This is a genomic window from Massilia oculi, assembly GCF_017582745.1.
GTDB classification, from domain to species: domain Bacteria; phylum Pseudomonadota; class Gammaproteobacteria; order Burkholderiales; family Burkholderiaceae_D; genus Telluria; species Telluria oculi_A.
In genome coordinates this window covers 234,136-255,621 of record NZ_JAFVIM010000002.1, presented here as the reverse complement: position 1 = coordinate 255,621, position 21,486 = coordinate 234,136, and the positions used below count along the sequence as shown (strand labels likewise).

The following is a 21,486-nucleotide window of genomic DNA, read 5'->3' as shown; positions in this document are numbered from 1 at the left end:
TCTGGATACCCCATTGTCGACACCGCCAGCAGGCGGCACATCCGCAATATTGGCGCGGGCTTCTCCGTAAAAATACGGAGGAGGCCGCGCGAAGCCCGTACAGCTGCTATTGTTGGCTATTTTGGCCAGGGACTATTCGATGTCATCCTTGTTCAAACGACATCTCTGGCGCAAGCTGCTCGCCTTGGCCGGCGCGCTGGCCCTGATCTTCGCCGCCGGCTGGTTCGCCGAGCAGCGCGAGCTGCAGGCCAAGATGGAAGCGCTGCACCAGGCGACGGCGGCGCACGTGCTGGGCCTGCGCGGCCTGGTGGAAAAGCATGACTTTTTACCGCATGCGGCGGCGCGCCACCCCGACGTGCACCACCTGCTGCAGGCGCCCCACGACGCCGCCCTGCGGTCGCGCGTGAATGCCTATTTCGCCGACCTGCAGACCACGACCGGCGCCACCGCGCTGTTCCTGATCGATCGCGCGGGCCTGACCATCGCCTCCAGCAACTGGAACCTGCCATCGAGCTTCGTCGGCGAATCCTACCGCCAGCGCCCTTATTTCGAGGATGCGGTGGAGGGCCGCCGCGGGCTGTTCTACGGCCTGGGACTGACCACCGGCCAGGCCGGCCTGTTCATCGCGGAGCCGGTCCGCAACGGCAAGGACGTGATGGGTGTAATGGTCGTCAAGATCAGCCTCGATCCGCTGGAACAGACATGGCGCCATGGCGCCAACCCGGTGGTCCTCAGGGACAGCCGCGGCGTGGTGTTCCTGAGCGGCGTGCCCGAGTGGCTGTTCAAGAGCGTCGGGCCGGTGTCCGCGCTGGACGCGGCCTGGATCGCGGACCACGGCCAGTACGGCGCGCGGCGCCGCTTCGACGTCCTGCCCTGGACGATCCGGGTGCGCGACGACGTGCCGGGCTTCGTCCTCAGGACCAGCACCGGAGGAAGGGCGCGCGACTATCTGGCATTGGATACGCCCTTGCCCGGCCTGGGCTGGACCCTGACGGTCCTTGAAGACATGCGCGAGGTGCGCGAGGCGCGGCGCCTGGCGCTCGCGCTGGGCACGCTGGCGGTGGCGCTGCTGCTGCTCGGCGTACTGTACTGGCGCCTGCGCGAGCGGCGCTATGCCGAGCAGCAGTCGGCCCGGCTCGAGCTCGAGCACCGGGTCGAAGAGCGCACCCGCGACCTCCAGCAGGAATACGCCTTCCGCAAGGCGATGGAGGACTCCCTGCTGGTCGGCATGCGCGCGCGCGACCCGGAGGGCAAGATCATCTACGTCAACCCCGCCTTCTGCGCCATGGTCGGCTACAGTCCGGGCGAATTGCTCGGCTGCCGGCCGCCATATCCGTACTGGCATCCGGACGACCTCGAAAAGCACGAGCGAGACAGCGACGACGCCCTGCTTGGCCGCGCCGCGCCGCACGGCTTCGAATCGCGCATCCGCCACAAGGACGGACACGACGTGCTCACCATGGTCTACACCGCGCCCCTGATCGACGCCGACGGCGTGCACCGGGGCTGGATGAGTTCGATCGTGGACATCACCGCGCAGAAGCAGGCCGAGGCGCGCCAGCGCGACCAGGAACTGCGCCTGCAACGCAGCGCGCGCCTGGCCAGCGCCGGCGAGATGGCCTCGACCCTGGCCCACGAGCTCAATCAACCCCTCATGGCCTTGTCCAACTTCGCGATCGCCTCGCGCGCCCTCGCCGCCAGGGGCGACGCCGCCATGCTGACCGGCGCGCTCGACGACATCGTCGAGCAATCGCGGCGCGCCAGCGAGATCGTCAAGCGGGTGCGCGCCATGATCAACCCACAGCGCGCCGACTACGCCACCCTCGTCCTCGGCGCCGTGATCGATCATGTCGAAGCGCTGCTCAGGCCCGAGCTGAACGGCCAGGGAGTGCTGCTGCGCGTGATGCTGGAAGACCCCGCCGTGAAGGTGCGCGGCGACCAGGTCCTGCTCGAGCAGGTGCTGGTCAACCTGATCCACAACGCGGCGCAGGCCATGCACGACCAGCCGCGCCATCGCCGCCGCATCGTGCTGGCTACCTGCCGGGTCGCGCAGGGCGTGCGCATCGCGGTCAGCGACCAGGGCCCGGGGATCCCGCCCGAGCAGCTCGACCAGATCTTCGCCCCCTTCTTCACCACCAAGCGCGACGGCCTTGGCCTGGGCCTGAACATCTGCCGCACCATCGTCGAAGCCCATGGCGGGTCGATGACGGTGGCGAACGACGCCGAGGGCGGCGCCACCTTCTCGTTCATCCTGCCTATCGTTCCATGAAAGCAGCACCATGAAAGATTCACCATTGACCCTGTACGTCGTCGACGACGACGAAGCCCTGCGCCGCTCGATGCTGCTCCTGCTGTTCTCGCAGGGGCTGGCGGTGCAGGCCTTCGACTCCGGCGAAGCCTTCCTCGAGGCGGTCGACCCGAGCCAGCCGGGCTGCGTGATCCTCGACCTGCGCATGGGCGGCATGAGCGGCCTGGCCGTGTTCGAGCGCCTGCGGGCCGAACACAGTCCGCTGGTGACGGTGTTCCTTTCCGGGCACGGCGACATCCCCATGGCCCTTGAGGCGGTGCGCAGCGGCGCCTGGGACTGGGTGGCCAAGCCGGACACCCAGCAATTGCTGGACAAGCTGCCCGACGCCATCATGGAGGCCCGCGCGCGCGGCCACGCGAGCCGGCTGTGGGAAGAACTGACGCCGCGCGAGCGCGAAGTTGCGCGCCTGGTCGGCCTGGGGCAGCCCAACAAGGAGATCGCGCGGGTGCTGGTGCCGCCCTGCGGCCCGCGCTCGGTCGAGACGCACCGCGCCAATATCTTTCACAAGCTGGGCTGCGCCAACGACAACGAGCTCGGAAGGTGGCTGGCGGCCTATCCCTGGCTCCGATAGCCGCTTATTTGCGCGGCCACTGGGCTTCGATCACCCGCGCCAGCGCCTCGACGCCCTGCCGGATCGCCTCCGGCTTCACCGCCGAAAAGCCGAGCAGCAGGCCGGGCGCCACCGCGCATGCGGGCGTGGCGGCGGCGTTCGCGTAATAGCCGAGCGGCCGCAGCTCGATGCCGGCTTCCAGGGCCGCCTGCGCAACCCCCGCTTCATCCGGGATGCGCCCCTTGCGGTCTGGCCTGAAATGCGTGCACAGGTCGAGTCCCACGTCCGCCGGCCCGCAGGCCAGGCGTTCGCCGAGCCGGTCTTCCAGCGCCGCCATCAGGACCGCGCGCCGTTCGGCATAGGCGTCGCGCGTGCGCCGGATATGGCGCATGAAGTGGCCTTCGGCGATGAAGTCGGCCAGCACCGCCTGCGGCAGCATGGCGTGGTGCATGTCGACCACCGCCTTGGCGCGCGCCAGCGGCTCGGCCAGCGCCGGCGGCGCTACCACATAGCCCAGGCGCAGCGCCGGGAACAGCACCTTCGACAGGGTGCCGACGTAGACCACGCAGCCGGCGCGATCCAGGCTCTGCATCGAGGCCAGCGGCGGGCCGGTGTAGCGGTATTCGCTGTCGTAGTCGTCCTCGATCACCCAGGCGCGTTTGGCCGCGGCCCAGCGCAGCAGCTCCAGCCGGCGCGCCAGGCTCATGGTCGCGCCCAGCGGCAGCTGGTGCGACGGCGTCGCGAACACCAGGCGCGCATCGGGATAGTGGCGCGCGGCATAGGCCACGTCCATGCCCTCGCTCGTCACCGGCACGGTGCGGATGCGCGCGCCGGCCACCAGCATCGGCGCGCAGGCGCCCTGGTAGCCGGGCGACTCGACCCAGACTTCGTCGCCCGGCGCCAGCAGCAGCTGCGTCAGCAGGTACAGCGCCTGCTGCGAGCCCGAGGTGATGACGATCTGCTCCGGCGTGCAGACCACACCGCGCGAGGCGCGCAGGTAGGCGCACAGCAGCTCGCGCAGCGGGGCGTAGCCGTTGGCGGGACCGTAGCCAAGATAGGGGCCCCGCTGCGAATGGCGCAGGTGGCGCGCTTCCAGCTTGCGCCACAGGTCGAAGGGGAACAGGTCCAGGCCCGGCATGCTGGGGCGGAAGGCGCGCACCGGGCCCTCGTAGAGACGGCGCGTCCCCATGGCTTCCGCCAGCGCCGCGCCGCGTTCCGGCAGCGCGCGCAGCAGTCCTGGCGCTGCCGGCGCCTGGCGCGCCAGCGGCAGGGCTTCGTCGACGAAGGTGCCCTGCCCCACGCCGCCGCGCAGATAGCCTTCGCTGGTGAGCTGGTCGTAGGCCGCCAGCACGGTCTGGCGCGACACGCCGAGCTGCCGGCACAAGTCGCGCGTGGCCGGCAGGCGCGCGCCCGGCGCCAGCGCGCCGTGCAGGATCGCCTCTTTCAGGCGGGCGTACAACTGGCGAAACAGCGGCACAGCGCTGCTGCGGTCGAGCGAGGTGCTGGCGATCAGGTCGTGGACGTGCATGGCGGGGGCGAAGAATTGGACTGCCCATCTTCCATGGAATTGGCTATTTCAGCAAGCCAAAGCACGACCTACGATAAAGGTCCTGGACACGAGCGCCGCTCTGTCGCCAATTTCCGCATCACCGAGATCGTCATTTTGGAGAACGCCCAGATGTACTGCCCTACCCGCTTCACGCAATCCGAGTCCGCCCCGATGCACGCCCTGGTCGCCGACCATCCGCTCGGCATGCTGGTCACGCAGCAGGGCGGCATGCCGGATGCCGATCACCTGCCGTTCGAGCTGCTGGCCGAGGAAGGTGTTCTGCGCGCCCATGTGGCGCGCGGCAATCCGGTGTGGCAGCGCGCCGGGCAGCGGGTGCTGGTGGTGTTTCGCGGACCGTCCGGCTATGCGACACCGGACCGGATCGAGAAGGTGGAACGCGGCGGCCGCGTGGTCCCGACCTGGACCTACAACGTCGTGCACGTGCACGGCACCCTGCGCGCGATCGACGATCGCGACTGGCTGCGCGCGCTGGTCGAGCGCCAGACCGACCATCAGGAAGCGGCGCTGCCGGATCCGTGGTCGGTCGACGACGCGCCGTCCGACTACACGGACAAGCTGCTGGCCGCCATCGTGGGCATCGAGATCACGATCGATCGCATCGAGGGGAAGTGGAAAAGCGAGCCGCCGCCACGGGTGGCAACGGCTCAGCTAGCTTAAGCCGCTTAGTGGCTGGAACCGGTATGGCCGGCGCCGGAGCTGCCGGTGCTGCTCGACTTGCCTTGCGCCAGTTGCTCGGCATGCTTCAAGTGTTCCTGGACGACCGGGATCATCTTGTCGACCTGGCCCTTGACTTCCGAATCCTTGGCGCCTTTCGAGGCCGCCTGCAGCTTGGTCAGGGTTTCCTTGTGGGCGCCGACGCCGCCCTGCTTGACATAAGCCTTGTCGAAGGCGTCTCCCGACATTTTCTCGAGCTTGGCCGACATGGCCTTGTGCTTGGCGTCGAGTTCGGTCGGCAGGGTCACTCCCTTCGACTGGGCCAGGGTCTGCACCTCGCTCAGCGCCTTGCCGTGGTCGTCGACCATCTTGGTGGCGAAGGCTTTCACCTCGGCGTTCTGGCTCTTGCTTTGCGCCAGCTTGCCCATTTCGACTTCGGCCATGTTCGACATGCCCATGTCCATGATTGCCTTGCGGTCGGCGGCGGTCAGCTTGGCGTCGCTGCTGGCGGTGGCGGAAGTGCTGCTGGCGCCCGACTGCTGGTCGGCCTGGCTGGTCTGTGCCTGCGCGCCGACCGCACCGAACATGGCCGCGGCAACCGAAACCGCCATCAGGCGCTTGAGAATGTGATTCTTTTGCATTTGACTCTCCGTTGAAATAGTTGGATGAGCCGAGTGTAGTCCTGCCTGTTCAAGACTAGCGCGCGTTAGCCGACAAGCAATTTCATAAAAAAAGCCAGCCCGGACAGGCTGGCTTTCGAGGAAAGCAGGTGCGATCAGCGGAAGCTGAGCGCCGCCGTCAGGTCGCCCGGCGGGCGCGCGCCGCGCGCTTCGAAAGCGGCGTTGCGGGTGGCCAGGCCCTCGAGCAGCGGCAGGCCGTGCAGGCGCGTGATGAAGCGCAGGATCGAGGTCGTGTCGTAGAAATTATGGTCGACCGCGCCGCGCTTGGCGTGCGGCGACACCACGATCGCCGGGATGCGCGAGCCCGGGCCCCAGCGGTCGCCCTGCGGCGGCGCCACGTGGTCCCACCAGCCGCCGTTTTCGTCGAAGGTGATCACCACCACCATGTCCTTCCACTGTGGCGATTTCTTCAGGTGCTCGATGATGTTGGCCACATGGGCGTCGCCCGACTCGATGTCCGAGTAACCGGCGTGCAGGTTCAGGTTGCCCTGCGGCTTGTAGAAGGCCACCGCCGGCAGCTTGCCGGCGACGATGTCGGCGATGAACTTGTTGGAGATCGGGCTGTCGCCCAGGCCGCCGTCGCGCAAGTGCTCCGCGCGCTCTTTCGTGCCCGGTGCGAACTGCTTGAAGTAATTGAACGGCTGGTGGTGATACTGGAAGTTCGGGCGCTCACCGGCGCCGCGGCCGTCGAGCGCCGCCTGCATGCCGCCACCATACCAGGCCCAGCTCACGCCCTTGCGCGACAGCAGGTGGCCGATCGTGTCATAGGTCTGCGGCGGCAGGGTCGAGGCGTCCGCGGGGTCGGCGTGCAGCGGGTCGCCGTCGAAGGCCGGACGCACCCAGCTCGGCTGGTACGGCGGCGCCATCGTGTTGACGGCGTAGCCATCGGGCGTCATCGCGCCGTTGCGCACGAACTTCGGCTTGCCGTCCAGCGCCGAGGCCGGCGAATCGGGGGCCAGCGCCAGGCGCACGCCCTGCGGGCCGTCTTCCAGCACCGCGATCTTGTTCTTCGCCGCCGTCTCGGCCGCATTGAAGTATTCCGGCACGCGGCCGCTGATCAGGAACTGGTGGTTCAGGTAGGAGCCGCCGAAAGCCGCCATGAAGAAGTTGTCGCACAGGGTGAACTCGCGCGCGATCTGGTACAGGCCCAGGTTCTTCGAGGTTTCGCCGTAATAACCCATCACCATGCCGCCGGCATCGGACCAGGCGGCAAAGCCGTCGTTGCGGCCGCCATTGATCTGCATCTGGTTGTGGTAGAACTGGTGCACCAGGTCGCGCGTAATGACGCCTTCCGGCAACGGCTTGCCCTCGGCATCCGTCAGCTTGTACGGTGCGTTCGGCAGGTTGGCCGACTGGGCTTCGGTGGTGATGTAGTCCTTGCCGCCGATGTTCTGGCGGCCCGGCACCACGCCGCCCCAGGCCTTGGGCAAGGTCGGCAGGATCGAGCCATCGCGGTCGCGCTGCTGGACGCTGGCTGCCGGCACGCTTGCCAGCGGCACGGCCAGGCCGGGGAAGTCGGCGAACAGGTTGTTGAAGCTGCGGTTTTCCAGGTAGATCACGACCACGTTCTTGACATGGGCGCGCAGCTTGGCGTCGAGCGATCCCTTGGCGGCGGGCTTTGCCGGCGCTGCGGCCGCATTCGTCACACCGGGCAGGGTGGCGGCGGCGCCGACCGCGGCGGCGGCCTGGAAGATGCGCCTGCGCGTGGGGTTCTCTGGCTGGATGGACGCCTCGGGTCCGCGGTGTTGCTCTCGCTCTTGATCTTGCACGTATAGCTCCTCTTGCTGTCGGCCCTGGCGGCCGCGAAGGAACTATTATCCGCGCAATTTACGAATGGAAACAATCGGAAACAAATAAAGTGTGGTGCGTCAAAGAGGCGTCACATTTCGAGGTCACAATGCAAGTGCTCCTAGGGAAGGGCACTCGGCGGTGCAAACCGCCCTACCGGCGCCGGCGGTCGGGAAACATACCGGCACCAATTTCTCTGAATGCAGGCCCACATGCGTGGGCCTGCATTTTTTCCAGCCCCGCTTCAGCCGTATAGCGGAATCAGGATGTCGTAGGCATTGTCTGGCCGCGCATCATCGTCGACCGTCGGCGTATAGCGGCGGTCGTAGCGCTCCAGGCGGATGCCGTCTTCGTCTTCTTCCATGCCCAGCTGTTCCATGGTGGCGATCCCGGTCACGGTGCTGGCCTGGGCGTGCACCATGGGCCCGCGATGGGTCATCAGGGCGTAGCGGCGTTCCGGGATCCGGATCGCGATCATGCCGGGAGGGAGGTTGTTGAGGTCCGAGACTTCGACGGCGATGCATTCGAGTTTCATGCCGCCATATTGCGGCATGCGCACGCCATAATGCAGGCCATCGGTCTCGCCCAGCTCCGCCTCGCGGGCAAGGAAGGATTTCCAGATCTCTGGCAACTCCGTTTCCAGAACCGAGGCGGGCCCTGCGACAGGCAGCCCGGCGAGCTTCATTTCAGGTAGTGTAACGGTTGAGATGTGCATGATAGTGGCTTGCTAATGGACGAAAAGATTATAGCCTTATCTCTTCGACAATATTAGCATCCACGCAATCGTGCGGATCGATTTCTCGTGTCAAAAGGAGAACAATGTTGCCTACCTCACTCAAAGCCCTGCTCAAGGAGCTCGAAACCCATGGCGTCAGCCATGATGCCGCGCCCGCCAACCGCGCGCGCCGCCTGCTCAATATCACCCACGACACCGGCGAATTCCTGGCGGTGCTGGTGCGCGCCATGGGCGCCCGCCGCGTCCTCGAGATCGGCACCTCGAACGGCTATTCCACCTTGTGGCTGGCCGACGCCGCGCAAGGCATCAACGGCAGCGTCACCACGGTCGAGCTGTCGGCCGAGAAGGTCGCGCTGGCGCGCGAGAATTTTGCGCGCGCGTCTTTACAGGATCGCATCGTGCAGGTCGAAGGCCAGGCCGCCGATTTCCTGGCCAGCAGCGCCGACGAATCGTTCGACCTGCTTTTCCTCGACTCCGAACGCAGCGCCTACCTCGGCTGGCTGCCGCACATCGAACGCATCCTGCGCCCGGGCGGGCTGGTGGTGGTCGACAACGCTACCTCGCACGCCCAGGAACTGGCGCCCTTCATGCAGGCGCTGCGCTGCGCGTCCGGATGGAGCACCAGCCTGGTCCCGGTCGGCAAGGGCGAATTCCTGGCGACCAAGCATTGATCCCTCCTGGTTCCGGCGCCTGTGCAGTTCAGGCACGGTTTTGTGCAGTCCATCGCACGGGGCGCGCAAGGCAAGGACGCGCTCCCTAGAATGGTTTCATCAACTTACCGGAGACCACCATGAAACGCGCCGCCATCGCCGCCCTTCTCGCCCTTGCCTCCCTGTCGGCCCAGGCCGCCGACCAGGTGCGTAACGTCACGCCATTCAAGACCATCGATGCGCGCGGCCCGGTCAGCCTGGTGGTCGAGGTGGGCAAGGCCCATTCGGTGCGGGTCGAAGGCAATCAGAAATTCATCGACCGCGTCACGACCGAAGTCGTGAACGGCGAACTGCGCCTGGGCTTCGAGGACAAGAACAGGAACAACGTCAATATCAAGGATGGCGAGCGGGTCGTCGTCACCATGCCGGAGCTCGCCAGCTTCCGCGGCGAAGGCGCCGGCCTGATGGTGCTGAATAACGTTCGCGGCGACAACTTCGACGTCAACTACCGCGGCGCCGGCAGCCTGCAGATGAACGGCCGCGTGGGCCATCTGCGCCTGAACGCCGAGGGTGTGGGCGAGGTCATTGCCAAGGACCTGGTGGCCCAGGATGCCGACGTCACCTTCCGCGGCATCGGCGAAGTGTCGGTGCACGCCAAGAACCGCCTCAATGCCAGCGTGCAGGGCCTGGGTAACCTGACTTATTACGGCCAACCGCGTTCGGTCAGCCGCTCGGTGTCGGGCATCGGCAACGTCACCGCCGCCAAATAACGCCACACCACCCTGTGGGGTTGGCAGCCACGCTGCCGACGCGGTTACCCGTTGACCAGGTCGAGCAGCACCTGAGCATGGCAAGGCCCGTCGAGCCGGCACCAGCAAGCCAGGTTATGCCCGCGCAGGATGCTCTGCGCCTCTTGCGCCAGCTGGCGGCCGTCGGGATCGTCGTTCAGCCAGCGACGGTAGGCCGCCACCGCCTCTTCCACCGTCGGCATCGCCACATAGCGCCCGACCGGCGTGCCCGGCGCCACGTCGGGCAGCACCGAGAATGGATTGCCCCAGCGGCCCGGACGCGCCACCGAAATCGTGTTCGGCGGCATGCGCCAGCCCTTCTTGCGACTCAATTGCACACGGTGTGGCGTCATTGGCTTTCCTCATGATGGATACGCGCCGGATCTTCCGGCGCAAGCCATCATACCGGGGCCAGGCGCTCCTGCATCGACTGCGCGCCAGCGCTGCCGCAAGTGGACGCGAGGAACTCCATCAAACGCTGCAAGGTCTCCAGGCGCGCCGCATAGATGATGTAGCGGCCTTGCTGGCGTGGGGATACCAGGCCGGCGTGGGTGAGTTCCTTCAAATGGAAAGACAGCGACGAGGCCGGCATTTCAAGGGCGGCGGCGATATTGCTGGCGGACTGGCCCTGGGGACCGGCCTGCACCAACAGGCGGAAGGCGGCGAAGCGCGATTCCTGGGCGAGCGCGGAAAGCGCCGCGATGGCGAGATTGGTTTGCATGCGAACAGTATTCTTTCGATTCAAGGGCCAGCGCGTCGATGCTGGAGCCACGGTTCGAATACTGTCGAAAGACTTTGACAGGGTGATGACAAAACGTGCGCCGGGACCAGCGCCCCGGCGCGCGTTAGCCGTCAGGCGCGTTTGCGCAATGCGTCCTGCACCGGCAGCACTGACGGCTCCTTCTGCTTGGCCGCGGTGGCGACCGCCGCATCGTCCATCAGCTCATACCACATCGCGTTCAGCACGCCGAACGCCGCTGCCAGCGGCAGTCCCAACAACCAGGCGAAATACCACATGATGGTTTCCTTTCTTTCTTCGATTAGTAGGCGTGGCCCTTGCCATCGCGGATGTCGGTCGGATTCACCTTGCCCCACAGTACCTTGTAGACCCAGCTGGTGTACATGATGATCAGCGGCAGGAAGATGCAGGCGCAGACCAGCATGATGAACAGCGTCAGGTGGCTCGACGACGAATCCCACACCGTCAGGCTGGCCTGCGGCTGGGTCGACGACGGCAGGATGAAGGGGAACATCGAGGCGCCCACGCTCAGCACGATGCCGGCGACCGACAGGCTCGAAGTCAGCATCGCCACGCCTTCCTTGCGCTTGACCAGCGCCATCCAGGTCAGCAGCGCGCCGACGATGCCGGCGGCGGGCGCCAGCTGGGTCCAGGAGTGGGCCGCATAGTTGGCGAACCAGCTGCCGGCGACGCCCGCCTGCACGGTCTTGAACAGCGGGTTCGATGGACCGGTCGTCACCAGCTCGCTGCTGATGCGGTAGCCATCGACCACGTTCCACAGCAGCACGCCGGCAACGGCGTACAGCACCACGGTGGCAAGCGCCGCGCGGATGCCCCAGGTGCGCGCACGGCTGGCCACCAGGCCATCGGTCTTGAGCACCAGCCAGGCCGCGCCATGCATCACCAGCATCGCCACCGACACCAGGCCGCACAGCAGCGCAAAAGGATTGAGCAGGCCGAAGAAGCCGCCTTCATAAAAGATCTGCATGTCGGGCTGGATGCGGAACGGCACGCCCTGCAGCACATTGCCCATGGCGACGCCGAAGATCAGCGCCGGCACGAAGCCGCCGACGAACAGGGCCCAGTCCCAGGCCGCGCGCCATTGGGTGCTGTCACGCTTGCTGCGGTACTTGAAGCCGACCGGGCGCAGGATCAGCGCCAGCAGCACGGCCGCCATGGCGAGGTAGAAGCCCGAGAACGAGACCGCGTACAGCTGCGGCCAGGCGGCGAAGATGGCGCCGCCGCCCAGCACCAGCCAGACCTGGTTGCCTTCCCATACAGGGCCGACGGTGTTGATGACGACGCGCCGTTCGAGGTCGGTCTTGGCCACGAAAGGCAGCAGGGTGCCGGTGCCGAGGTCGAAGCCGTCGGTCACCGCGAAGGCGACCAGCAGGACGCCCAGCAGCACCCACCAGATGACACGCAGGGTGTCGTAGTCGAGAAGCATATGAAGAATCATGTCGTTACTCCGCAGTGATCATTGGCGCAGTGCGCATTGCCGGCGTGGTGCCGACCAGGGGGCTGTGGGTGCCTGGCGAATGCTCGGCCTCTTCTTCGGGACCCTTGCGGATCGCTTTGAGCATCAGCTTCATCTCGACCACGATCAGGATCGAATACAGCACCACGAAGCCGAGCAAGGTGGCCAGCACGGTCTGGATGCCGATGTTCGACACCGCGACCGCGGTCGGCAGCACGCCTTCGACGGCCCATGGCTGGCGCCCCAGTTCGGCCACGATCCAGCCGGCTTCGGCGGCGATCCACGGCAACGGGATCGACCACACGGCCACTTTCAGCAGCCATGGATACGCGTCCAGGCGGCGGCGTGCCGACAGCCAGAAGAACACCGCGGTGAGCACGATGAAGTACAGCCCCAAGCCGACCATGATGCGGAACGACCAGAACAGCGGCGCCACCTGCGGCACGGTGTCGTTGGCGGCCTGCCTGATCTGCGCCTCGGTAGCCTGGCGCGGATCGTCGACGTAGCGCTTGAGCAGCAGTGCATAGCCCAGCACCTTGCTGTTCTCTTCGAACTTCGCCTGCAGCTCGGCCGGCACGGGGCCCTTGCCGCCAAGGGCGCGGATTCTCTCCAGCGCGTCATAGGCCAGGATGCCCTGGCGCACGCGCACCTCGGCCAGCTTGACCAGGTCGTTGATGCCCGGGATCTCGCTGGAGATCGAACGGGTGCCGATCAGGCCCATTACCCAGGGGATGTGGATGGCGTAATGGGTTTCGCGCGCATCCTGGTCCGGGAAGCCCACCGCGGTGAAGGCGGCCGGCGCCGGCTGCGTGTCCCACATGGCTTCGACCGCGGCCAGCTTCATGTGCTGGTGCTCGGTGGCCAGGTAGCCGCTTTCGTCGCCCAGCACCACCACCGACAGCGAGGCGGCCAGGCCGAACGAGGCGGCCACCGTCATCGAGCGCTTGGCCAGCTCGATGTGACGGCCTTTCAGCAAGTACCAGGCCGAGATGCCGAGCACGAACAGCGCCGCGATCACGTAGCCGGCCGACACGGTGTGCACGAACTTGGCCTGCGCCACCGGATTGGCCAGCACCGCGCCGAAGTCCGACACCTCCATGCGCATGGTCTGCGGATTGAGCGATGCGCCGACCGGATTCTGCATCCAGCCGTTGGCGATCAGGATCCACAGCGCCGAGAAGTTGGTGCCGATGGCGGTCAGCCAGGTCACCATCAGGTGCTGGCGCTTCGACAGCCTGTCCCAGCCGAAGAAGAACAGGCCCACAAAAGTAGCTTCGAGGAAGAACGCCATCAGGCCTTCGATGGCCAGCGGCGCGCCGAACACGTCGCCGACGTAGTGGCTGTAGTAGCTCCAGTTCATCCCGAACTGGAACTCCATCACCAGGCCGGTGGACACGCCGATGGCGAAGTTAATCCCGAACAGCACGCCCCAGAACTTGGTCATCTGGCGCCAGATCGGGCGGCCGGTCATCACGTACACGGTTTCCATGATGGCGATGACCATCGACAGCCCCAGTGTCAGGGGAACGAACAAAAAGTGGTACAGCGCCGTGAGGGCGAACTGTAGTCGGGAGAGCCCGACGACGTCGAGATCCATGGTGAATCCTTTCTTATTGGTGAATCGATGTTGGTTGTCTAGTCCTGACGCAGCGCCAGCAGCGCCGCGTCGAATCCTCGTGTCCCGCGCCGGTGGTCGGCGACCAGGCGTCCCGCGCGCATCACCAGCAGGCGATCGGCCAGTTGCGCCTCACGCCGCAGGTGCGTGGCCAGCAGCACGGTGCGCCCGTCCGCATGACGGGCCAGGCGTTCCATCACGTCGGCGGCGGTGGCGGCGTCGAGCGCCTCGGTCGGCTCGTCCAGCAGCCAGAAATCGGCCCGGCGCAGCAGCAGCCGCGCCAGCGCCAGGCGGCGCGACTGCCCGCCCGACAGGCCCAGGCCGCCCTCGCCCAGCGGCGTGTCCAGGCCGCGCGCCAGCAGGCGCACGTCGACCTCGAGGCCGGCGGCGCGCAGCGCGTCCCACAGCTGCTCGTCGCTCGCCTGCGCATCGGCCAGGCGCAGGTTGTCGCGCAGGCTGTCCTGGAACAATTCGGTGCGCTGGGTCAGCCAGGTGGCGGGGAGCGCCCTCACCTGCCCCGCATGCGTCGCCAGTTCGCCGGCGACGAGTCCCAGCAAGGTCGACTTGCCGGCGCCGCTGCCGCCGACCACGGCGACCCGCTCGCCGCGCGCGATGCGCAAGCTGACCTCGTGCAGCGCGGCGCCTTCGCGGCCTGGATGCACGACGCTGGCGTCGCACAGCAGCAGCGCTTCGTCCTCGCCAGGGGCGCCGACGGCGCTGGCGTCATCCGCCTCCTCTCGCAAACGGGGGCCCACGCGGCGCGCGGCCAGCCAGCTGCGGCCGGCTTCGATGGCGCCGCGGCGCATCGCGGCGAACGGTTCCAGCGCGGCCAGGGCGATCAGCAAGGCCAGTGCCGCCGCCGGTGCGCTCGCTCCCAGCGCAGCCACCGCCAGCAAGGTCGCCGCGACGGTCAGATGGCCGCCGACCGCATAGGTCCAGCCGGCGCCGGTCTCGAGCCGGTGCAGCGCATCGTCGGCGCGCGCCAGCCTGTCGTCCGTCTGTACAAGGCGCGCGCACTGGGCCTGCAGGCGGCCGGCCATGGCGAGGTCGGTCTGGCCGGCGACCAGGTCGATGGCCTGGGCCCGCAGCCGTTCCAGCGCGCGGGCGCGGCGCAGCGCCACCGGGCGGGCAAGACGCGCCACGAGGACCGTCACACCCCAGCCGAAGGCCAGCAGCCAGGCGAACATCGCCAGCCCGAGGCGCCAGTCGAGATTCGCCAGCACCACGCCGGCCAGCAGCGCCGCGCCAAGGGCGGCGATGGCCGGCACGATCAGGCGCAGGTAGATCGATTCGAGCGCGTCGATGTCGCCGGTCAGGCGGAACAGCAGTCGCGCGGGACGGCGCAGCAAGGTGCGCGCCGCCTGCGGGCCGGCCCAGCCGCGAAACAGCCGTTCGCGCAGCGCGGCCAGCACGCCGAGCGTCGCGTCGTGGGTCACCATGCGCTCGGCGTAGCGGCCGAAGGTGCGGCCCAGCGCCAGCAGGCGGATCGCGGCGCTCGGCACGAAGACGTTGAACATCGCGGCAGCGCCTGCGAGACCGGCCAGCGCGGTGGCGGTGATGAACCAGCCGGAGGTGCCCAGCAGCGCCATCCCGGCCAGCACCACCAGGGTGGAAAGGAAGGCGCCCAGCGCCAGCCGGCGCCCGCCCGTTTTCAGAAACAGGGCAAGCACCGGTTGCAGGTCGTGACGGGATTTCATGCCGCGCTCCGTTTGATAAAGGGTTCGCCGATGCGCACCACGCGTCCCAGGCGCGCGGCCAGGGTCAGGTCATGGGTGGCGACGATTAGGGTGCGGCCCCGGGCCAGCTCCACCAGCGCATCGATCACGCTGGCGGCGGTGTCACGGTCGAGGTGGGCAGTGGGTTCGTCGGCCAGCAGCAGGCCGGCATGCGGCGCGCACACCGCGCGCGCCAGCGCCAGGCGCACCAGCTCGCCGCCCGACAGGCCGAGGCCGCCCTCGCCCAGGCTGTCGCCCGGCGTCGCGTGGGCCACATGGCCCAGGCCGGCGCGGCGCACGGCGGCGCCGACCGCCGCGCTGTCGATGCCGTCGCGCTCGAGCGACACGTTGCCGCGCACCGAGCCGGAAAACACGTGCGGCTTCTGGCCGATCCAGGCCATGCTGGCGCGCAGGCCGGCCGCCGAACTGTCGTCGAGCGGCACGCCACCGATGCGCACCACTCCGCCGTTGGCGGGCGCCAGGCCCGCGACGACCGACAGCAGCGTGGTCTTGCCGCTGCCGCTGGGGCCGACCAGGGCCACGTGCTCGCCGGCGCGGACGTGCAAGTCCTCGCCATCGAACAGCGGCGCTTCGCCGGGGTGCTGGAATACCAGGCCCTCGATCTCGACCGACGGCGCCACCGGCGAGCGGCCAGCAGGCTGCTTACCCTGCGGGACCAAGGCACCCGGCAGCGCCAGGCCGGCGTGCTGGAGCTGTTCGAGCTCCTTCAGCGCCGCCTCGCCCGAGGCCTTGTCGTGCCACACGGCCGACAGTTCTCGCAATGGCTCGAAGAAGGCGGGGGCCAGCAGCAGGATGAACAGCCCTTGGGCCAGCGTCAGGCGCACACCCCAGCTGCCCGGTCCAATCTCGCCAAGCAGGTGGAAGCCCACGTAGACAGCGACCAGCGCCACGCCCAGCGCCGAGAACAGTTCCAGCGCGGTGGAAGACAGGAAGGCGATGCGCAGCACACGCATGGTACTGGCGCGCACGCTGTCGGCGGTGGCGCGCACGCGCTGCGCGGTAGCGTCCACGGCTCGAAGCGCGCGCAGGGTCGACAGTCCGCGCAGGCGGTCGAGCAGGAAGCCGCTCATGCCGCCGATGACCTGCAATTGCGCTTCGCTGGCGGCCTTGGCGCGCCAGCCGATGACGGCCATGAAGATCGGGATCAGCGGTGCGGCCACCACCAGGATCAGGGCAGCCACCCACGAGTAATGGAGGACGGCGAGCGCGATCGCGGGCGGCGCCAGCATCGTGCGCATGCGCGCCGGCTGGTAGCGTACCAGCCAGGGCAGCACGGCTTCGGCTTGCTCGGCCAATGCGCTGGCGGCGCGGCCGCTGGCCAGGCGCTCACGGTCCAGCGTCGAACGCGATGCCAGGGCTTGCGCCGCCTTGCTGCGCAGCTGGGCCAGGTGCAGGCGCGAGGCCGCGAACAGGCGGCGCGCGCCCCAGGCTTCGCTGCTGGCGCGCAGCACGCCCAGCGCCAGGAAGCCGCAGGCCAGCGCCAGCATGTCCGCCAGGCCGGCGCCATTGGCCAGCCGCTGCACGGCATGGGCCAGCAGGGCTGCCTGCGGAATCCACAGCAGCGCCGCCGCGCTTATCACGAAGGTGGCGCTGCGGGTGGATGGGACGTGCGTGGCCGGGCCACGGCCTTGACGGCGAAGCATGGTGGTTCTCCAGACGATTGAGGGGGGCGGCGGGCCGCGTGCTGATACCGGGTCAGGCGGCGGGTGGCGGCGCCCTGCTGCGGTGGTCGGTGCGGAAGGTCGAAGCGAGCCGCAGCGCCGGCCCGTGAGGGCGCAGGGCAGCTACGAGCGGGGTGTCCAGCAGCACCAGGCTGCCCGGAGGATGCCCGACGATGGCCAGGTCGTACTGCGACACGCAGGCCGGGCAATGCATGCCGGGATGGACGAGCTTGTCGCCGGCGGCACTGTCGGTATCGAGGTCGAGCGCCATCAGCCTGGTGCCAGCCGACATGCAGACTTCGATCCAGGTCTTGCCCTGGTTCGCCTGAGGCGATGCGAAATTCGCCGCTAGTGAGGGAGCAAGCATGCCCCACAGGATCGCCAGGGCGGCGAGCCAGAGGATGATGGAGCGGTTGCGTTGCGCGTTCATGGTGTTCAGTCCAGCGGTGAAGCCGATGCCTTGATCTACGTTATCCTTAGCTTACGCCAAGCCTTCTAAAGATTTTGAATTTTCAGAAATTAGTGAAATTATGCACTGAAACTTCAAGTTTGTCTGGAAAGGAGAGTGACTTTGTCGGGAATTACTCATGTATTAACGGCTTGCTTGCACCACCGTGGTGAGCCAGTCCGTGTGCGTGTCGTGGGACCGTGGGATAATCCACCTTTCAAAAGCATCGAAAAGTTCTCAACATGACGCCACTCGTCCAAACCTTTGTCAGTCACTTCGGTGAAATGGGCAGCCGCTGGGGCATCAACCGCACGGTGGGGCAGATCTACGCCCTGCTCTTCGTTACCGAGGAACAGCTGCACGCCGACGACATCGGCGAGAAGCTCGGCATTTCACGCTCCAACGTCAGCATCGGCCTCAAGGAACTGCAGTCCTGGGGCCTGGTGCGCCTGTCGCGCATTCCCGGCGACCGGCGCGAGTACTTCACCTCGCTCGGCGACGTCTGGGAAATCTTCCGCGTGGTCGCGGCCGAACGCCGCCGCCGCGAAGTCGCGCCGACCCTGTCGGTGCTGCGCGAATCGCTGCTGGCCACCGCCAAGAGCCCCGAAGACCAGTTCGCGCAAGAGCGCATGCGCGAGATGCACGAGCTGGTCGACCTGGCCAATAACTGGTTCGACGACCTGCAGCGCCTGTCGCCCGAGTCGATGTCGCAGCTGATGAAGATGGGTTCCAAGGTGCAGAAGCTGTTGTCGGCCAAGGACCGCCTGTTCGGCGCGGCGGCGGCCAAGGAAGCCCGGGAAGACTGATGCCGGCTGTATAGCCGTGCTCGCCGCTTTCGCATGACGGGCTAGACTGGGGTTTTGATTGCCAGGCTCTTCCGTCATGAACATCGTCTGTATCGCCTGGGGCTCGCTTCTGTGGAAGCCCCAGGGTCTCAAGCTGGCCTCTGGCTGGCATCCCGGCGGCCCGCCGCTTCCCCTCGAATTCGCGCGCCAGAGCGACGACAGTCCCGAGCTGGCGCTGGTGCTGTGCGAAACCGCGCGCCTGGCGCCGACCTACTGGGCCTGGCTCGCCACCGGCGACCTCGATGAGGCGCGCGCCATGGTGCGCGAGCGCGAAAAGATCACGCTCGAGCGGCCCGAATGGATCGGCAGCATTCCTGCCCGCGACGGCACGCGGGAAGATCCGCGCATCGCGGCATGGCTGCGCGCCAGGCGCATCGACGCGGCGGTGTGGACCGCCGTGCCGCCCAAGTTCGACGGTCACAACGGCCGTGTGCCGACGGCCGACGAGGTGGTGGATTGGCTGGACGGCCGCGCCGGCGCGCAGCGCGAAGCGGCCGAGGACTATATCCGCCGCACGCCGGCCCACATCGACACCCGTTACCGGCGCGCGATCGAGGCGCGGCTCGGATGGCGGCCGCTGCGCGAAGCGCACGTCACCCAGGCGCGCTGACGGGATTCGACAGCAAGGAACGAGGCGCGACGCGGGCGGGATTGCGCGAAGATCGCGGCATCTCCACTTTCGCAGTGACGCCGCCATGACCACACTCTCGCCTTCCCTGGCCGCTACGCCGCATATGGCTGCTATGCGCTTCGCCTGGAACGCGCACCGGCGTGACATACCGCGCAGCGCCGCCAGGCGCCAGGGCGGCGCCGACGCCAGCGCGATGAGCGCCACGCCCGCCCCGGTTGGCAGCGACATCACGATGATCGAGCAGAGCAAGCCCCGCAGCACTGCGGGAGCGTTTTTCGTATCCATGGTTGCCTCCTTGACGATGAAGACATACTGATGCATGCTGGGCCAATTGAAAATTGCATGAACTGCGCTAGCTGCTATGCAGATTTGAATACCTCGAAGGTGCCGGCTTGATCGAATGGGAACTGTATCGGAGCTTCTCCCACGTCCTGCGCGAAGGGTCGCTGTCAGGCGCTGCCCGCGTGCTGGGCATGGCCCAGCCGACGGTCGGGCGCCATATCGCGGCGCTCGAAGACGCCCTGGGACTGGTGCTGTTCACGCGGTCGCCGACCGGTTTTCTGCCGACCGAAGCCGCGCTCGCACTTCAGGCGCACGCCCACGCAATGGAAAGCATGGCCGCCACGCTGGAGCGGACGGCCAGCGGTTTCGGTCACGGCGTGCGGGGCACCGTCAGGGTCAGCGTGAGCGAGGTGATCGGTGTCGAGGTGATGCCGGCCGTTATCGCGACATTGCGCGAACGTTATCCCGAATTAAAGATCGAACTGGTCGTGGTCAACCAGGTACAGAATCTGCTGCATCGCGAAGCCGATATCGCCGTGCGCGTCTCCCGCCCCACGCAAGAGCAGCTTATCGCGCGTCGCACCGGCATCATCGAGTGGGGCCTGCATGCAGGCAGTGGCTACCTGGCGCGCTGCGGTGAACCTGCCAGCCTCGCCGACCTCGCCAGCCATACGCTGATCGGCTATGACTGCGGCACGCCGTTCATCCGCGAAGCGCTGCGGCATTGGCCACAGTTCCAGCATGCGAATCTCGCGCTACGCACCGACAACGACCTGGCGCAACTGGCCCTGATCCGCGCCGATGCCGGCATCGGCATCTGCCAGGTTGCGCTGGCGCGAAGCGAGCCGCGACTGGTGCGCATCCTGCCCGGCGAATTATCGATATCGCTCGAGACCTGGGTGACGATGCACGAGGACCTGCGCCAGAATACCGGCTGCCGCGTGACGTTCGACGCGATCGCCAGCGCGATGTCGTCTTTCGCATCCCAGGGCGTCGCTTGACCCGGATACTCAGGCGTCCGTCAGGATACGACCTGTCGAGCCGCCCTGCCGGGCCATCGCCAGAACCTCGCGCAGATTCATGCGCAAGTAATCCGTATTACCGATATATCCACCGAGCGCTTCCTCTGCACGTTTCTCGATCTCTTCAGCAGAGATATGAAAACGACGAATCATATTCTGGATGTCTTCTTTATCCGGGTCGGACAATCTGGCGATCTTGCTGACAATGAGGTCGAGAGGACTCAGCACATGGACTCTCATCATGTCCGTTCCAATCGGCACCGGCACTGCATCTTGCTGGTAGTCCTCATGCATTAATGCGAACGTACTGTTATAGCTGGCATCCAGGTACAGCATATTGCCTTCCCTCGTCTCGACAACCAGGTCGGCAGGCAACAGGATTCGCTTTGAAAACTCGGCGTCGACGTCTGTGGTAGTCCGCGCGGCCGTGTACAAATGAATCGCCATGCCGCCGGCAATGAGCATCGTCAGCGGCTCACGCAAATTCACTCGTCGTTCAAGTTCGACGATCAGCGATCGCAGTCCATTCGCCAGATCGGTGTGGGTCGCAAACTCGATTGGTTTCACCATGACCGCACTCCATCCATGCGCTTCTCGAGAAGACTGCGCAAACGAGGCATATCGCTGACCAGGCCATCCTTGACCACGTCAGGAAACGGCCGCGGCACGGTGTGCGCCTGGTAGTGAAACTGGCGTGCCGCGGAATCAAGAAAATCAGCCGCTACCCGGTGCCTTGTCTTGAGTAACTGTGCCGACAGTCGGTAGACATCGGCCTCGCGCCCCGATTTCGGCAATCTGCGCATTGCCACTGCATCGGCAAGCGAATTGACCAGATCGGCTTCAGTTTCCCTGTTCCACACGATGCTCTCTTGCCCAAAAATCTGCGAAAGGCGATCGTCGCCGGATACCTGGCGAAGCGCTGTGGCGACACCGCCCCGGTCGAGCACGCCCCACGATGTGATTCGATAGACCGGACCGTTCTTGTCGATCCCGACAAAAAACTGTTGCTGCGCGAGCTCGATAGCGCGCAATACCTCGGCCCGTGTGCATTCGAGTGCTTGTGCGGTGTAATGCAATGTGGCTCGTGCGCCGAGTTTCTCCAGCGTGACGAGTACCAGCAAACACCTTCTGAAATCGTGCTTGGGAAAATCCTTGTAGCGCACAATGACCTCCACTAACGAACCTCGAGCCAGTATAGTCCGTTAATTGATACAGTCAAGATCCGGGTTCTTGGCTGGTCAGCAGGCGCTGCATTGACAGTGACTGAATTTGCTTTCTACACTCCACTGATCGTCGAGCCCGCGAG

General features: G+C 66.7%; 23 protein-coding genes. 9 read left to right on the top strand and 14 right to left on the bottom strand.

Features of this window, described 5'->3' with window-relative positions:
* Positions 1-139 precede the first annotated feature (139 nt).
* Both J3U95_RS03340 and J3U95_RS03335 read left to right on the top strand, forming a co-directional pair.
* Complete coding sequence (locus J3U95_RS03340) at positions 140-2,269, top strand: sensor histidine kinase (RefSeq protein ID WP_208277246.1); 2,130 nt, start codon at positions 140-142, stop codon at positions 2,267-2,269.
* Between the two features lie 10 nt (positions 2,270-2,279).
* Positions 2,280-2,879 (top strand): response regulator transcription factor, encoded by a 600-nt coding sequence (locus J3U95_RS03335; protein ID WP_208277245.1) that lies wholly within the window; start codon positions 2,280-2,282, stop codon positions 2,877-2,879.
* Positions 2,880-2,883: 4 nt separating this feature from the next.
* Here J3U95_RS03335 and pdxR read toward each other — a convergent pair whose 3' ends face one another.
* Positions 2,884-4,386, bottom strand: coding sequence for a MocR-like pyridoxine biosynthesis transcription factor PdxR (gene pdxR / locus J3U95_RS03330; RefSeq protein WP_208277244.1), 1,503 nt, complete (start codon positions 4,384-4,386; stop codon positions 2,884-2,886).
* 150 nt (positions 4,387-4,536) lie between these two features.
* On the opposite strand from pdxR, the gene J3U95_RS03325 reads away from it, so the two are divergent.
* Positions 4,537-5,085, top strand: coding sequence for an FMN-binding negative transcriptional regulator (locus J3U95_RS03325; protein WP_208277243.1), 549 nt, complete (start codon positions 4,537-4,539; stop codon positions 5,083-5,085).
* Positions 5,086-5,090: 5 nt separating this feature from the next.
* Here the strand turns inward: J3U95_RS03325 and J3U95_RS03320 are convergent, their stop codons facing one another.
* The 3 genes from J3U95_RS03320 to J3U95_RS03310 all read right to left on the bottom strand — a co-directional run bounded on the left by J3U95_RS03320 (position 5,091) and on the right by J3U95_RS03310 (position 8,265).
* On the bottom strand, positions 5,091-5,723 hold the full coding sequence (locus J3U95_RS03320) for a DUF4142 domain-containing protein (protein WP_208277242.1): 633 nt from the start codon (positions 5,721-5,723) through the stop codon (positions 5,091-5,093).
* 134 nt (positions 5,724-5,857) lie between these two features.
* Entirely contained in the window at positions 5,858-7,531 is a 1,674-nt protein-coding gene (locus J3U95_RS03315) for an acid phosphatase (protein WP_208277241.1), read from the bottom strand.
* Positions 7,532-7,794: 263 nt separating this feature from the next.
* On the bottom strand, positions 7,795-8,265 hold the full coding sequence (locus J3U95_RS03310; protein WP_208277240.1) for a GyrI-like domain-containing protein: 471 nt from the start codon (positions 8,263-8,265) through the stop codon (positions 7,795-7,797).
* 104 nt (positions 8,266-8,369) lie between these two features.
* On the opposite strand from J3U95_RS03310, the gene J3U95_RS03305 reads away from it, so the two are divergent.
* Both J3U95_RS03305 and J3U95_RS03300 read left to right on the top strand, forming a co-directional pair.
* Positions 8,370-8,957 (top strand): O-methyltransferase, encoded by a 588-nt coding sequence (locus tag J3U95_RS03305; protein WP_208277239.1) that lies wholly within the window; start codon positions 8,370-8,372, stop codon positions 8,955-8,957.
* A gap of 119 nt (positions 8,958-9,076) precedes the next feature.
* A complete protein-coding gene (locus J3U95_RS03300; protein ID WP_208277238.1) occupies positions 9,077-9,706 on the top strand; it encodes a head GIN domain-containing protein in 630 nt (209 codons plus the stop codon).
* Positions 9,707-9,750: 44 nt separating this feature from the next.
* Here the strand turns inward: J3U95_RS03300 and J3U95_RS03295 are convergent, their stop codons facing one another.
* The 8 genes from J3U95_RS03295 to J3U95_RS03260 all read right to left on the bottom strand — a co-directional run bounded on the left by J3U95_RS03295 (position 9,751) and on the right by J3U95_RS03260 (position 17,382).
* Positions 9,751-10,077 (bottom strand): DUF4326 domain-containing protein, encoded by a 327-nt coding sequence (locus J3U95_RS03295; protein WP_208277237.1) that lies wholly within the window; start codon positions 10,075-10,077, stop codon positions 9,751-9,753.
* 47 nt (positions 10,078-10,124) lie between these two features.
* On the bottom strand, positions 10,125-10,445 hold the full coding sequence (locus tag J3U95_RS03290; protein WP_109345315.1) for an ArsR/SmtB family transcription factor: 321 nt from the start codon (positions 10,443-10,445) through the stop codon (positions 10,125-10,127).
* Between the two features lie 131 nt (positions 10,446-10,576).
* On the bottom strand, positions 10,577-10,741 hold the full coding sequence (gene cydX / locus J3U95_RS03285) for a cytochrome bd-I oxidase subunit CydX (protein ID WP_208277236.1): 165 nt from the start codon (positions 10,739-10,741) through the stop codon (positions 10,577-10,579).
* 23 nt (positions 10,742-10,764) lie between these two features.
* Positions 10,765-11,922 carry a cytochrome d ubiquinol oxidase subunit II gene (gene cydB, locus J3U95_RS03280; RefSeq protein ID WP_208277235.1) on the bottom strand — a complete coding sequence of 386 codons (1,158 nt, stop codon included), beginning with the start codon at positions 11,920-11,922 and terminating at the stop codon, positions 10,765-10,767.
* Positions 11,923-11,926: 4 nt separating this feature from the next.
* Positions 11,927-13,537, bottom strand: a complete 1,611-nt coding sequence (locus J3U95_RS03275; RefSeq protein ID WP_208277234.1) for a cytochrome ubiquinol oxidase subunit I — start codon at positions 13,535-13,537, stop codon at positions 11,927-11,929.
* Between the two features lie 38 nt (positions 13,538-13,575).
* Complete coding sequence (locus tag J3U95_RS03270; RefSeq protein ID WP_208277233.1) at positions 13,576-15,252, bottom strand: amino acid ABC transporter ATP-binding/permease protein; 1,677 nt, start codon at positions 15,250-15,252, stop codon at positions 13,576-13,578.
* Positions 15,249-16,934 carry a thiol reductant ABC exporter subunit CydD gene (gene cydD / locus J3U95_RS03265; RefSeq protein WP_208277232.1) on the bottom strand — a complete coding sequence of 562 codons (1,686 nt, stop codon included), beginning with the start codon at positions 16,932-16,934 and terminating at the stop codon, positions 15,249-15,251. The genes J3U95_RS03270 and cydD overlap by 4 nt, the downstream gene beginning before the upstream one ends.
* A gap of 52 nt (positions 16,935-16,986) precedes the next feature.
* Positions 16,987-17,382 (bottom strand): DUF2946 domain-containing protein, encoded by a 396-nt coding sequence (locus J3U95_RS03260; RefSeq protein ID WP_208277231.1) that lies wholly within the window; start codon positions 17,380-17,382, stop codon positions 16,987-16,989.
* A 260-nt stretch (positions 17,383-17,642) separates the two neighbouring features.
* Between J3U95_RS03260 and J3U95_RS03255 the strand changes: the two genes are divergently transcribed.
* From J3U95_RS03255 to J3U95_RS03240, 4 genes are all read left to right on the top strand, one after another.
* Positions 17,643-18,206, top strand: coding sequence for a GbsR/MarR family transcriptional regulator (locus J3U95_RS03255; protein ID WP_208277230.1), 564 nt, complete (start codon positions 17,643-17,645; stop codon positions 18,204-18,206).
* 76 nt (positions 18,207-18,282) lie between these two features.
* Positions 18,283-18,855 (top strand): hypothetical protein, encoded by a 573-nt coding sequence (locus J3U95_RS03250; protein ID WP_208277229.1) that lies wholly within the window; start codon positions 18,283-18,285, stop codon positions 18,853-18,855.
* Between the two features lie 85 nt (positions 18,856-18,940).
* Entirely contained in the window at positions 18,941-19,192 is a 252-nt protein-coding gene (locus J3U95_RS03245; protein WP_208277228.1) for a hypothetical protein, read from the top strand.
* 76 nt (positions 19,193-19,268) lie between these two features.
* Positions 19,269-20,159, top strand: a complete 891-nt coding sequence (locus J3U95_RS03240; protein ID WP_229519608.1) for a LysR family transcriptional regulator — start codon at positions 19,269-19,271, stop codon at positions 20,157-20,159.
* A 9-nt stretch (positions 20,160-20,168) separates the two neighbouring features.
* On the opposite strand, the gene J3U95_RS03235 is transcribed toward J3U95_RS03240, so the two are convergent.
* The gene (locus J3U95_RS03235) at positions 20,169-20,750 is read right to left on the bottom strand and encodes a DUF6036 family nucleotidyltransferase (protein ID WP_208277227.1); all 582 of its coding nucleotides are present in this window, start codon (positions 20,748-20,750) and stop codon (positions 20,169-20,171) included.
* A complete protein-coding gene (locus tag J3U95_RS03230; protein WP_208277226.1) occupies positions 20,744-21,343 on the bottom strand; it encodes a hypothetical protein in 600 nt (199 codons plus the stop codon). The genes J3U95_RS03235 and J3U95_RS03230 overlap by 7 nt, the downstream gene beginning before the upstream one ends.
* Between the last annotated feature and the right edge of the window lie 143 nt (positions 21,344-21,486).